The sequence below is a fragment of the Bacteroides sp. D22 genome (genome assembly GCF_000163675.1).
Taxonomy (GTDB): domain Bacteria; phylum Bacteroidota; class Bacteroidia; order Bacteroidales; family Bacteroidaceae; genus Bacteroides; species Bacteroides xylanisolvens.
The window spans coordinates 1-13,896 of sequence record NZ_GG774829.1 but is presented as its reverse complement, the minus strand read 5'-3'; the positions used below and the strand labels follow the sequence as shown (position 1 = coordinate 13,896).

General features: G+C 38.9%; 9 protein-coding genes and 1 tRNA gene. 5 read left to right on the top strand and 5 right to left on the bottom strand.

Annotation, left to right across the window (positions count from 1 at the left end; all coding sequences use genetic code 11):
- Positions 1 to 21 precede the first annotated feature (21 nt).
- From HMPREF0106_RS01820 to HMPREF0106_RS01835, 4 genes are all read right to left on the bottom strand, one after another.
- Positions 22 to 699 (bottom strand): response regulator transcription factor, encoded by a 678-nt coding sequence (locus HMPREF0106_RS01820; RefSeq protein ID WP_004295994.1) that lies wholly within the window; start codon positions 697 to 699, stop codon positions 22 to 24.
- A gap of 214 nt (positions 700 to 913) precedes the next feature.
- Positions 914 to 2,407, bottom strand: coding sequence for a proline--tRNA ligase (gene proS, locus HMPREF0106_RS01825; protein WP_007752799.1), 1,494 nt, complete (start codon positions 2,405 to 2,407; stop codon positions 914 to 916).
- A gap of 170 nt (positions 2,408 to 2,577) precedes the next feature.
- Positions 2,578 to 3,006 carry a DUF2867 domain-containing protein gene (locus tag HMPREF0106_RS01830; protein ID WP_008647529.1) on the bottom strand — a complete coding sequence of 143 codons (429 nt, stop codon included), beginning with the start codon at positions 3,004 to 3,006 and terminating at the stop codon, positions 2,578 to 2,580.
- 139 nt (positions 3,007 to 3,145) lie between these two features.
- Positions 3,146 to 3,218, bottom strand: a tRNA-Gly gene (locus HMPREF0106_RS01835).
- 776 nt (positions 3,219 to 3,994) lie between these two features.
- Between HMPREF0106_RS01835 and HMPREF0106_RS01840 the strand changes: the two genes are divergently transcribed.
- From HMPREF0106_RS01840 to HMPREF0106_RS01860, 5 genes are all read left to right on the top strand, one after another.
- Entirely contained in the window at positions 3,995 to 5,407 is a 1,413-nt protein-coding gene (locus HMPREF0106_RS01840) for a TolC family protein (protein WP_009041125.1), read from the top strand.
- A gap of 6 nt (positions 5,408 to 5,413) precedes the next feature.
- Positions 5,414 to 6,400, top strand: coding sequence for an HlyD family secretion protein (locus HMPREF0106_RS01845; RefSeq protein WP_004296000.1), 987 nt, complete (start codon positions 5,414 to 5,416; stop codon positions 6,398 to 6,400).
- A gap of 22 nt (positions 6,401 to 6,422) precedes the next feature.
- Positions 6,423 to 7,607, top strand: coding sequence for an ABC transporter permease (locus tag HMPREF0106_RS01850; RefSeq protein ID WP_004306085.1), 1,185 nt, complete (start codon positions 6,423 to 6,425; stop codon positions 7,605 to 7,607).
- A complete protein-coding gene (locus HMPREF0106_RS01855; protein WP_009041124.1) occupies positions 7,591 to 8,775 on the top strand; it encodes an ABC transporter permease in 1,185 nt (394 codons plus the stop codon). Before HMPREF0106_RS01850 ends, HMPREF0106_RS01855 begins: the two co-directional genes overlap by 17 nt.
- A 229-nt stretch (positions 8,776 to 9,004) precedes the next feature.
- Entirely contained in the window at positions 9,005 to 12,991 is a 3,987-nt protein-coding gene (locus HMPREF0106_RS01860) for a two-component regulator propeller domain-containing protein (RefSeq protein WP_008775682.1), read from the top strand.
- Positions 12,992 to 13,122: 131 nt separating this feature from the next.
- Here HMPREF0106_RS01860 and HMPREF0106_RS01865 read toward each other — a convergent pair whose 3' ends face one another.
- Positions 13,123 to 13,635, bottom strand: coding sequence for a hypothetical protein (locus HMPREF0106_RS01865; protein WP_004296005.1), 513 nt, complete (start codon positions 13,633 to 13,635; stop codon positions 13,123 to 13,125).
- Positions 13,636 to 13,896 lie beyond the last annotated feature (261 nt).

Sequence of the window (13,896 nt, the reverse complement as noted above, 5' to 3'; positions counted from 1 at the left end):
GGACAATAATTTCTTTCTTTTTTATTCTACTATCATTTTATACCCAAATCCATAGACTGCTTTAATTTCAATAGTTGCACCGGAATCTTTGAGCTTTTTGCGAAGATTCTTGATTTGTGCATATATGAAGTCAAAATTATCGACCTGATCGATATGGTCTCCCCACACTGATTCGGCCAAAGTGTTTTTATTGATTAATCTCCCAGGGCGATTGATAAAATATAACAGGATATCATATTCTTTTCTATTTAGTTCCACTTCCTGCTCGTTGACAAATACACGATATTTATCCGGTTCTATCCGTACGTTGCCTTGGCGGATATCAATCTCTCCATCATGCTGATGGCGACGAATCACGCTTTTAATTCGTGCATTTAGTTCAACCAAATGAAATGGCTTTGGCAAATAATCGTCCGCTCCCAGTTCTAATCCCAAAACTTTGTCTTCCAGAGAGTCTTTCGCGGAAATAATAATCACGTTCTCCCGCTTATGGAGAGCTTTCAGTCGTTCAAGAAGATCAAGTCCGCTTCCGTCCGGTAGCATGATGTCCAATAAGATACAATCATAGTCGTAATCTTCAATTTTGCGTAGAGCAGAATTGAAGTCACTGGCTGTTTCTACAACGTAACGTTCTTTTTCAAGTGAACATTGAATCAGTTCTCTCAAAGAGGGTTCGTCTTCTACAATCAATATCTTCATAATTTTGTCTCCTTTCTTTTTTACATACTACAAAGAAAAGGGATATTTCTGAAATAAAACTGAAATGGATTGAAAAAAGAGCTTGAAATAACTATTGAATGTCTAATGAACTGTTAGGATAGGCCATAAATAATATAATATGGAAGGAAAAAAAGAAAAGGATGAAAACGATTCAATCGCTTTCATCCTTTTTATAATGATATACAATTTCTATTTAATAAGAACGTGCAAATATGACACGGCAAGCAGATGGTTTACCTGTAACCATACATTTACCCGGTTCTTTGTCGCCCGGAACAAATGAATCGAACGGAATACAACGAATAGTTGCTTTGGTTTCTTCCTTAATCTTTTCTTCTGTTTCGGTAGTTCCGTCCCAATGAGCCAGAATAAATCCGCCTTCTTCGATTTTTTCTTTAAATTCGTCATAGGTGTCTACTGTTGTAATCTTGGAGTTACGGTAGTCCAATGCTTTCTTGTAGATATTAGCTTGCATTTCTTCAAGCAAATTCTGAACGTATGTTTCAATGCCTTCACAAGTAACCGTTTCTTTTTCCAGTGTATCACGGCGCATCACTTCCATAGTGTTGTTTTCAAGATCGCGACCACCCATAACCAAACGAACAGGTACACCCTTCAATTCATAATCAGCGAATTTGAAGCCCGGGCGTTTGTTATCTGCATTATCATATTTCACAGAGATACCCAATGCTTTCAACTTAGCTACAATGCCTTCTACTTTAGCGTCAATTTGTTTCAGTTGTTCGTCATTCTTATAGATAGGAACGATTACTACCTGAATCGGAGCCAAATGTGGAGGTAATACCAATCCGTTGTCATCCGAGTGAGTCATAATCAATGCACCCATCAAACGAGTAGAAACACCCCATGAAGTAGCCCAAACATACTCCAACTTGTTTTCCTTGTTAACGAACTGAACATCGAATGCCTTTGCAAAGTTTTGTCCCAGGAAGTGGGAAGTACCACTTTGCAATGCTTTTCCGTCCTGCATCATGGCTTCTATTGTGTAAGTGTCAAGTGCACCTGCAAAACGTTCATTGGCTGATTTCACTCCCTTTACAACGGGAACAGCCATATATTTTTCTGCAAATTCACCATATACATTCAACATTCTGATTGCTTCTTCCTCTGCTTCTTCACGGGTAGCATGAGCGGTATGTCCCTCTTGCCACAGGAATTCGGCAGTACGCAGGAAAAGACGGGTACGCATTTCCCAACGGAAAACATTCGCCCATTGGTTGCAGAGAATAGGCAGGTCACGGTATGACTGAATCCAGTTCTTATAAGTATTCCAGATGATTGTTTCTGATGTCGGACGGATAATCAATTCCTCTTCCAATTTAGCTGCAGGATCTACTACAACTCCTGAACCGTCTTCCGCATTCTTCAAACGATAATGTGTTACTACGGCACACTCTTTCGCAAACCCTTCTACGTGTTCTGCTTCGCGGCTTAAGAATGATTTCGGGATTAATAGCGGGAAGTATGCATTTACGTGTCCTGTTTCCTTGAACATGTCGTCCAATTGACGTTGCATTTTCTCCCAGATAGCGTATCCGTAAGGCTTAATCACCATACATCCGCGCACAGCAGACTGTTCTGCCAAATCAGCTTTTACCACCAAATCGTTATACCACTGTGAGTAGTTTTCACTACGTTTGGTAAGGTCTTTCAGTTCTTTTGCCATTATATTTTTCTATTTAAAGTTTTCTTGAGTGTTAAAACAGGGTGCAAAAATACGAAAAATGCATGAACTGCCCTATTCTTCATGCATTAATTTTCTAAAGTCATGTACTTCTATATTACATATCTCATTTTTCATATTCGTTATATAGTTGCATCCGCGACTGTGCTTGTTCAGCATAGCGCTTTTTTGAGAACTAAAGGCACTATGATCCGATGAAAAGGTTTTACACAAAAGAAATAAGCCTTTCCTACCCAATTATGGTATTTTACTAATGTGGTAACCTCAATCATTTGTTTTCCTGTTTCCAATGGCGTAATGAAAATATCGACATAAAACAATAAATGTTTATCGTCTTTTCTCATAATTGCTTCTTGCTTGTCTTCCTCTATAATAAGTTCTTCACTTTCAATAGCTTTAGTTTCTATACCGAAAGGTTTGACTAAACAGGCCCTTATTGCATACAACATTCGGAGCCAAGCGGGGTTATGAGCAAAGACTTTTAAAATAATATCTTTAGGAGACAAACGATTTTCTGTAACTTCTATGGAAAAACTGTCACTGTAATCTACGGGGAGATATTTCTCTATTTTCTTAGCCATATTGGTTATTCAATTAGGGTTATTCTACAATATGTTCAGTTTAGGTTTCGTCCGATAATAGATAAAACCATAGAAAAGGGGGCTTGAAAAATAAAAAATCAGGCAGTTTTTTTTAAGATAACCACCTGATTTTCAAAAGAGCGGTAAACGAGGCTCGAACTCGCGACCCCCAGCTTGGGAAGCTAGTGCTCTACCAACTGAGCTATTACCGCATATTTACTGCATTTCTCGACTCAAAAGCCTTATGAAATGGTGATGCAAAGGTAAACATAATTTTTATATCTCAAATAAAATCGCAGAAATTTTAATGCAAGAAAAAAGAGAAATTAAAGCCTCTTCAATTCTTTTGTTTTGATGAAAAACAACCGGATATGAAAAAACGCATATTAGTAGCCCGTATAATTAAAAATATACAGATTGGCGATAGTCGCTATAGAAAAAATTCCAGGATTTCCGGTTAATAAGATTCAGATATAAACTATTTTAGTGAATAATCTATCACTAGGTTCTAAATAGAGAATGAATATTGAATATGTGAGAACAAAGTTGCTTATATTATTTCAAATTGACAGATTTAGTTTCTAGCAAAATAAATAAGATTTAGAGACAAACTGGTACTTTATGGGCTGTTTGGTAGCTTTCTTTTAAAGGGAGAACACGCTTCTCACCGACCAACGGTTGGTTCCATTTAAAGGAACAGAGCTTTTCCTTTAAAGAAACAACTCCAATATGCATTTATATTTTGTATAATCAAGTAGTTTATATCCATTAATAACACGCTTATTGCATATACTTGCATTATTTTATGCATCATTTTTTCTATCTGATAGAAATGATACAAACGTGATTCAAAGAGAAGATGAAAAATAGAACATCTTATAAAAAAGCGTTGAAACCTTCTTTTGTTGTATTGCTATATTCTTTCTGATGAACAAACCTCTCTTTTCATCTGTTAGAATATCTCAAATTCAGATATAACCTAACCAGTATGAAAAAAAATAAGCGACTTTGTATACTATTGACTTTGTATTTTTCCATCGGTCAGATAGATGCACAGATACCATTAAGTTTCGAAGAATCACTGCATCTGTTGAATCAAGGAAATCAGAGTCTGAAAATAGCGGATAAGAGTATTGAGATTGCGAAGGCTGAACGTGATAAGTTGAATGCTTTTTGGTATCCCAGTCTTCAGTCTACAGGTGCGTTTGTACACATGTCGGAGAAGATCGAAGTTAAACAGCCTTTATCGCAGTTTACCGATCCGGCTAAAGACTTTGTACATTCCATTATTCCGGATGACCAGATCATTTCGTCTATACTGGATCAAATTGGGGCAAATACCCTTATATTTCCTTTGACTCCAAGAAATTTGACAACTGTTGATTTATCAGCCGAGTGGGTACTCTTTTCCGGTGGTAAGCGTTTTCATGCCACCAACATCGGAAGAACGATGGTTGATCTGGCACGGGAAAGTCGGGCACAGGTATCGGCCAATCAGCAAAGTTTATTGGTTGAAAGCTATTACGGGCTTCGACTGGCACAACAAATTGTGACGGTTCGTGAAGAAACCTACAACGGATTGAAGAAACATTATGAAAATGCCTTGAAGTTAGAGGCAGCAGGAATGATTGACAAAGCAGGAAGGCTTTTTGCCCAGGTAAATATGGATGAAGCCAAACGTGCATTGGAAGCTGCGCGAAAAGAAGAAACAGTAGTGCAAAGTGCCTTAAAGGTTTTGCTGAATAAAAAGGATGCAGATGCCAATATCATTCCTACCTCTCCCCTTTTTATGAATGATTCATTGCCACCTAAAATGCTATTTGATCTTTCAGTAAACAGTGGGAACTATACACTCAACCAATTACAGCTGCAGCAGCATATTGCCAAACAAGAAGTGCGGATTGCTCAAAGCGGCTATTTGCCGAATATAGCCCTTTTTGGAAAACAGACCTTGTATTCGCATGGTATTCAGAGTAATTTATTACCGCGTACCATGGTAGGCATTGGTTTTACATGGAACCTCTTTGACGGACTGGATCGTGAAAAAAGAGTGCGGCAATCGAAATTAACGGAACAAACTCTGGCTTTAGGGCAGATGAAAGCCCGTGATGATCTGGCTGTTGGGGTAGATAAGCTTTATACGCAGCTGGAAAAGGCACAGGATAATGTAAAAGCTTTAAATGCAACGATTGCCTTAAGTGAAGAATTGGTACGCATCCGAAAGAAATCATTTACAGAAGGGATGGCAACTTCTACCGAAGTTATTGATGCTGAAACCATGCTTGCCAGTGTAAAAGTGGCTCGCCTGGCAGCATATTATGAATATGATGTGGCACTAATGAATCTACTCTCGCTTTGTGGCACACCGGAACAATTTGCAAACTATCAACCTAAACCGTAACAAACAATGAAACCAACTAGTAAAACCCTATCATGGGCTTTTGTCATCATTCTTCTGGCTGTCGGTATTTTCACCGGCTTGGGAGTTATATTAATGCATAAACAGCCGCTGGTCTTGCAAGGACAAGCTGAAGCAACAGAAATCCGTATCAGTGGGAAACTTCCCGGCCGTATCGACACTTTCTTCGTTCAGGAGGGAGACTGGGTACACCGGGGAGATACTCTTGTCGTCATTAATAGCCCTGAAGTACATGCCAAGTATCAACAAGTGAATGCCTTGGAACAGGTGGCAGTACAACAGAACAAGAAAATAGATGCCGGAACCCGTCGTCAGATCGTGGCTACTGCACTGCAATTATGGAATAAAACGAAGAGCGATCTTACTCTCGCCCAGACAACTTACAACCGTATTCTTACTTTATATAAGGACAGTGTCATTACTTCTCAAAGAAAGGATGAAGTAGAAGCTATGTATAAAGCGGCTGTAGCAGCCGAACGTGCTGCCTATGAACAGTATCAGATGGCTGTAGATGGTGCACAAAAAGAAGATAAAGCGTCTGCTGCCAGCATGGTGGATGCTGCTCGAAGCACAGTGGATGAAGTCTCGGCTTTGCTGGTCGATGCTCGGTTGACCGCTCCGGAAAACGGTCAGATAGCAACAATCTTCCCTAAACGTGGAGAGTTGGTTGCACCGGGAACTCCCATTATGAATTTGGTGGTGATGGATGATATACATGTTGTTCTTAACGTGCGGGAAGATCTGATGCCGCAATTTAAAATGGACGAAACATTTGTTGCGGATGTGCCCGCTATCGGTAAAAAAAATATTGAATTCAAAATCTATTATATTAGTCCGCTAGGCAGTTTTGCTACCTGGAAATCAACCAAGCAAACCGGAAGTTATGACTTACGTACCTTTGAGATTCATGCCCGTCCAACCCAAAAGGTGGATGACTTGCGTCCCGGCATGTCCGTGTTATTGACTTTAGATTAATCGACATCAAATAAACCAGAGAATGGATGAATCACAAACATATTCCCCTTTTCGTTCCGTACTGCTCAGAGAGTGGCGGCGAATGACTTCACGGCGCCTTTATTTTGGTGTCTGCATTGTCTTGCCATTGTTCACCCTTTTCTTTATGGCTACGATCTTTGGTAACGGACAGATGGAAAACATTCCTATTGGTATTGTCGATCAGGATAATACTGCTACTTCCCGGACGATAGTCAGGAATATTTCTGCCGTACCAACTTTTAAAGTGACAAAGCATTTTGTAAATGAAGCAGCTGCCCGTGAATCTGTGCAAAAGAAAGAGATTTATGGATATCTTTCCATACCTCCCCAATTTGAACAGAATGCGATTACCGGAAAGAATGCAACACTCTCCTACTATTATCATTATGCATTAATGTCGGTAGGTGGTGAGTTGATGGCGGCATTCGAAACTTCCTTAGCTCCGGTGGCTCTTTCTCCTGTGGTGATGCAAGCGATGGCACTCGGAGTAGAACAGGATCAGATTACCACCTTTTTATTACCCGTACAGGCTAATAACCATCCGATATATAACCCTAGTCTGGATTATTCGGTATATTTAAGTCAGCCCTTTTTCTTTGTGCTGTTTCAGGTTTTGATTCTGTTGATTACCGTGTATGCGGTTGGCATTGAAATCAAGTTCCGCACAGCAGATGATTGGCTGGCGACTGCAAAAGGCAATATAGTGACAGCTGTTTTAGGTAAATTATTACCTTATACCATTATATATATACTGATAGGATGGTTGGCTAATTACGTCATGTTTGGTATTTTGCATATTCCTTTTCAGGGGAGTTGGTGGTTAATGAATATCATGACTGTGCTTTTCATCATTGCAACACAGGCTTTAGGGCTGTTTTTATTCTCGCTGTTTCCGGCAATATCGTTGGTTATAAGTGTAGTTTCTATGGTAGGTTCTCTGGGGGCTACTTTGTCCGGAGTAACCTTTCCGGTTCCCAATATGTATCCGTTGGTGAGGGATGCTTCCAATTTGTTCCCTGTCCGTCATTTTACGGAAATGATGCAAACCATGCTCTATGGAGGCGGTGGGTTTATCCATCTTTGGCCGTCGGCTGTGATACTCTGTATCTTCCCGTTGCTGGCCCTGTCGCTGCTTCCTCATTTAAAACGAGCTATAGAAAGTCATAAGTATGAAAACATTAAGTAAGTTACAACAGTTGTCATTCATCATTCGTCGTGAATTTCTAGCTATCAGTACCAGTTATGCGGTTTTACTGGTGTTGATGGGAGGAATCTTCGTTTACGGGTTGCTCTACAATTATATGTATGCACCGAATATTGTAACCGATGTACCTGTTGCCGTAGTCGACAATTCGCACAGTGAATTGAGCCGTGATTTTATCCGTTGGCTGGATGCTACTCCCCAAGCAGAGATTTTTAGTCAGGCTATGGACTATCACGAAGCAAAAGAATGGATGAAAGAAGGCAAAGTACAGGGAATACTCTACCTGCCTCATGATTTTGAGGAACGGGTGTTCCGGGGAGATGAAGCCGTATTTTCCCTTTATGCAACTACTGATGCCTTCTTGTATTTCGAAGCTTTGCAAGGTGCTTCTTCACGTGTCATGCTGGCTATTAATGATAAATACCGGCCAGATGAAGCGGTGTTTCTTCCACCACAAGGATTGCTTGCCGTAGCTATGGCGAAACCGATTAATGTGGAAGGCACTGCACTCTACAATTATACCGAAGGATATGGTTCCTATCTTATTCCGGCAGTCATGATGATTATAATTTTCCAGACCTTACTGATGGTTATTGGCATGGTGACCGGAGAAGAATACAGTAGTAAAGGAATCCGCGCATATACTCCTTTTGGGTATGGCTGGGGAGTTGCCATTCGTATAGTGGCAGGAAAAACGTCCGTGTACTGTGCTCTTTATGCCATCTTTGCCTTTTTTCTATTAGGCTTACTCCCTCACTTTTTCAGTATCCCCAATATTGGAAACGGATTGTACATCGTACTATTATTGATTCCATATTTGATGGCAACTTCTTTCCTGGGATTAGCTGCGTCCAGGTATTTTACGGATTCTGAGGCTCCCCTACTCATGATCGCTTTCTTCTCCGTAGGATTAATCTTTCTTTCCGGCGTTTCCTATCCAATGGAACTAATGCCCTGGTATTGGAAAGTAGTCCATTACATTTTCCCAGCTGCACCAGGCACACTCGCTTTTGTGAAACTGAATTCTATGGGAGCCAGTATGGCTGATATCAGACCGGAATATATAACTCTCTGGATACAGGCACTTATTTATTTTACAATAAGTATATGGGTCTATAAGAAGAAACTGGAATCAAATCTGATTAGTTAAATTAACAAAAACAAAACATGCGCTAATTATAACATATAGCAAAAGAACACTTTCAGATAAATCAACTTCGCAAAGTAAATAATCAACTTTGGAAATAAAAATGTTTCTAAATAGATGTTTTCTTGTAGAATCTCTCCTATTTCTTTGCATTTGTCATTGTTTTTGTCTAGTTTCGTTAACTGTTATGTTTATATGATCGTTAGAAGTAGTTTAAAAAACAACTATTTATATGAAATACATTGTATATATTCTTCTCTTTTTTCCTGTTTGGGTTACAGCACAAACATACAAATATATAGGAATAGAAGATGGCTTGAGCAATCGCCGGATATTCAATATTCAGAAAGATGCTCAGGGCTATATGTGGTTTCTTACAAATGAAGGGATGGACCGATACAACGGTAAAGATATAAAACACTATAAATTAAATAAAGAAGGCACTATTTTGGATGCTCCCATACGTTTGGGATGGTTATATACAGAACCACATATCGGTATATGGGTGGTTGGCAAACAAGGACGAGTCTTTCAATACGAAGCCGACAGAGACGATTTCAAAATGGTATATAAATTACCGGATACCTCTGAAGCAATAAGTTGTGGTTATCTGGATCGCAATGATAATATCTGGATATGTCGTAAAGATACTGTATTGCTGTATAATATTAAAGATGCTCATATAGTTCGATTTCCCAATGTATTGCATAGTAGTATTACGGCAATAGAACAAGTAGATGAGCACCATTTCTTTATAGCAACGGAGACGGGCGTACGATATGTCAAACTGGAGAATGGTATTTTAGAGACCATGCCTGTTGAAACACTGGACTATTTTCATGCACAGGTGAGTGAACTGTATTTTCATCGGCAATTAAAAAGATTGTTCATTGGTTCATTTGAAAGAGGAGTTTTTGTGTACGATATGAATACACAGGAAATTATACGTCCGGACGCTGATCTTAGTGATGTAAACATAGCTCGTATCAGCCCATTGAATGAAACAGAGTTACTGATTGCAACGGAAGGAATGGGGGTGTATAAAGTTAACGTAAATACCTGTGAACTGGAAGATTACATTATTGCTAATTATCAGAGTTATAATGAAATGAATGGAAATAATATCAATGATGTTTTTGTAGATGAAGAAAAGCGGATATGGCTTGCTAATTATCCAACAGGAATTACAGTGATTGATAATCGCTATGAAAATTATCATTGGATGAAACATGCTATGGGTAATGCACAGTCATTAATCAATGATCAGGTACAAGCGGTTATCGAAGATCATGAAGGTGATCTGTGGTTTGGAACTAGTAATGGTATTAGTCTTTATAATTCAAAAACAGGTCAGTGGCATTCATTTCTAAGCTCTTTTAATCATCAACTAAAGGACAAGAATCATATATTTATTACTTTATGTGAAGTGGCTCCTGGCATTATATGGGCAGGAGGATATACTTCCGGCATTTATAAAATAAATAAAGAAACGCTATCAGTTGAATACTTCTCTCCTTACCTTCTTTCTCACGTCAATATGCGTCCGGATAAATATATTCGTGATATAGTTAAAGATTCAAGAGGACATATCTGGTCGGGAGGCTATTATAATCTAAAATGTTTTGATTTGGAGACTAACAGTGCACGTCTATATCCGGGACTGAATTCCATAACATCAATTGTTGAAAAAGACAAAGATAATATGTGGATCGGAACTGCTGCTGGCTTGTATTTATTGAATCGAAATACTGGTGAATATCAGTATATTGAAATGGAGATAGGAATCACTTATATTAATACGCTTTATCAGGCAGATAATGGGTTGTTATATATCGGGACAAATGGTATGGGAGTATTTATCTATAATCCTCAAGATAAGACTTTCGAACATTATTTTTCTGATAATTCTGCTTTAGTTTCAAATAGAATATTTACAATATTGCCGGAAGTAGATGGACGTATAATGATGAGTACAGAGAACGGAATAACCTGTTTTCATACTAAAGAAAAGATATTTCGTAATTGGACTAGAGGAGAAGGCTTGTTGCCTGCATACTTTAACGCAGCGGCAGGAACGGTGCGTAAAAATAAAAACTTTGTATTCGGTAGTACGGATGGAGCAATTGAACTTCCGATGAATGTGAAATTCCCGGATTATAAGTTCTCCAGATTGGTATTTAGCGACTTTCATCTGTCTTATCAACCTGTTTATCCGGGTGTCAAGGATTCTCCTTTACAGAAAAGTATCGATGAGACAGATGTATTAGAGCTGGCTTATGATGAGAATACGTTTTCATTTGAAGTTTCTACAATCAATTATGATTCTCCCGGAAATGCACTATATTCGTGGAAATTAGAAGGCTTTTATGAGAAATGGACTCAACCGGGAGCAAATAATTTGATTCGTTTTACCAATTTGCCTCCAGGTAGATATATTCTTCATGTACGTGCTATATCCAGAGAAGAACATGACATTGTTTTTCAGGAACGTGCTATGAAAATTATCATCACGCAACCTTTTTGGTCGAGTTGGTGGGCTATCTTGTGTTATATTCTGTTGGTAATAGGGGGATTTTATTTTGTTCTACGTGTGATAAATCTAAGAAAACAAAAGAATATATCTGATGAAAAAACGCAGTTCTTCATCAATACGGCCCATGATATACGTACTCCATTAACTTTAATAAAAGCACCTTTGGAGGAATTATTGGAAGAAGAGACGCTTACCGACAATGGAATAACTCGTACGAACATTGCATTGAGGAATGTGGAAGTTCTTTTACGACTGGTCAGCAATCTGATTAATTTTGAGCGAACGGATGTATATTCCTCTAAAATGAGTGTTTCCGAGTATGAGTTGAATACCTATATGAATGAAATATATAATTCATTCTCTTCTTATGCTGCCATTAGGCGTATTGAATATACATACGAGAGTACTTTCAGCTATATGAATGTATCGTTTGATAAGGAGAAGATGGATTCTATTTTGAAGAATATAATATCGAACTCGCTAAAATATACTCCGGAAAATGGAAAGGTCAGCATTTCCGTGTCCGATACGAATGATTCATGGAAAGTGATAATCAAGGATACAGGTATAGGTATTCCTGCCAGTGAACAAAGTAAGTTGTTCAAGCTTCATTTCCGTGCCAGCAATGCTATTAACTCTAAAGTGACGGGTAGTGGTATCGGATTAATGTTGGTAGGAAAACTGGTGAGCCTTCATGGAGGTAAAATTAGTGTAGATAGTGTCGAACATCAAGGTACGACAATCAAAATTGTTTTTCCGAAAAAGAATAAGACTTCTCAAAGTATCAGTGACGAAGCATCTTCTAAATTTGAGGCGTTGGCTCCTGTACTGCCCGCTCCGAATGTACCGGCAAAGACAACCGCTACGATAGATGATCCAAATTTACGACGGATTCTTGTTGTAGAAGACAATGATGAGCTACGCTCCTATCTGGTCAGTTCATTGTCTTCTATATATAATGTACAAGCTTGCGCTAACGGAAAGGAAGCATTGATTATTATCAAAGAATATTGGCCGGAACTGGTTCTTTCTGATATCATGATGCCAGAGATGCGGGGAGATGAATTGTGTGTGGCTATCAAAAGTGATATTGAAATTTCACATATTCCTGTGTTGTTGCTCACTGCTTTGGGAGAAGAAAATAATATTCTGGATGGACTGTCGATTGGTGCGGACGAATATCTCATCAAACCTTTCAGCGTGAAAATATTACGGGCGAATATCGCTAATCTGTTGGCAAACCGGGAACTGTTGCGCATGAGATATGCCAATCTGGATATAGAAGCGAAATCAATGGTTCCATCTGCAAACGGTACTAACAGCCTCGATTGGAAGTTTATATCAAATGTAAAGAAAATCGTGGATGAGAATATAAACAACCCTGAATTTTCCGTTAATGTGCTCTGTGAATCAAGTGGCATGAGCCGTACCAGTTTCTATTGTAAATTGAAAGCATTGACGGGACAGTCTCCGACAGAGTTTATTCGGGGGATGCGTTTGAAACGTGCTACCGAGTTATTGAAAGAGGGTGAATATGCTATTAATGAGATTTCAGACATGGTTGGATTCTCTGAAACTAAATATTTTCGGGAAGTATTCAAAAAATACTATAAGATGAGTCCGAGCAGGTATGCTAAAGAAGGAGGCAATCCCTCTGCTGAACTGGAAGATGACGAAGAAGATTGATAAATAAAAAGCGAATAGATACGTTGTATTTAAAAAAGTTCTCCTCTGTTATGGGTATCTATAACAGAGGAGAACTTTCTTTTTCAAGGCTTATAACTCTTTTCAGGGAAAAGCGGTTATTGATAAGGAAGTTATTTGCGAATCAAATATCTAATGAATAAATAACCTCCGAATACTTGCAGGCACATTCCGGGAATTCCAATGCGGAAATCCTGAATGGCATTGTAGAAATTTCCTATATACATCCACTCTCCCAATGTCCCTACAACTTGATAGGTAAGTACTACGCCAACCAATACCGGGATGGAGATACGTCCGAAACGTTGTGCGGCCCAACCGGCAGCAATGGCGAGCAATACGGACTTTAATAAAATAGCAGGCAGCACCACCGGCATCGGCATACCAAAAAGTGAGGAGTTGATAATAGGGGAAAGAACAGCAGTCAGCAGACCGACTTTCCATCCGTACTTATAAGCTCCGATCAGTGTGAAGAAATAGATAGGCAGCCAGGTTATTCCTCCTTGCGGTATGAGATGAAAAAATTGGGGAAAAAGGATGTTGCCAACGATGAATAACGAGGCTGCCAGATAAGTTCTCACATTGCCGTAATTCAGCGAATAGAGTTTTACAGTAGTTGATTCCATATCATTTTATTATCCTTAATTCCGCAACACTATAATTTAACTTTATTTATAAGTTCCTGAGCAACAAAAAGTTGCTCAGGATTTTGCCATGTCAGATTTTTCACTTATCTTAGTGTTGCAATTCAAAACAAGCGTAAATCGTAACAAGACATGGCAAAGGTACAAATAAAATCTGAAAAACTCACACCTTTTGGAGGAATTTTTTCAATCATGGAGCAATTTGACTCCATGCTTTCACCTATTATCGACCAGACACTTGGT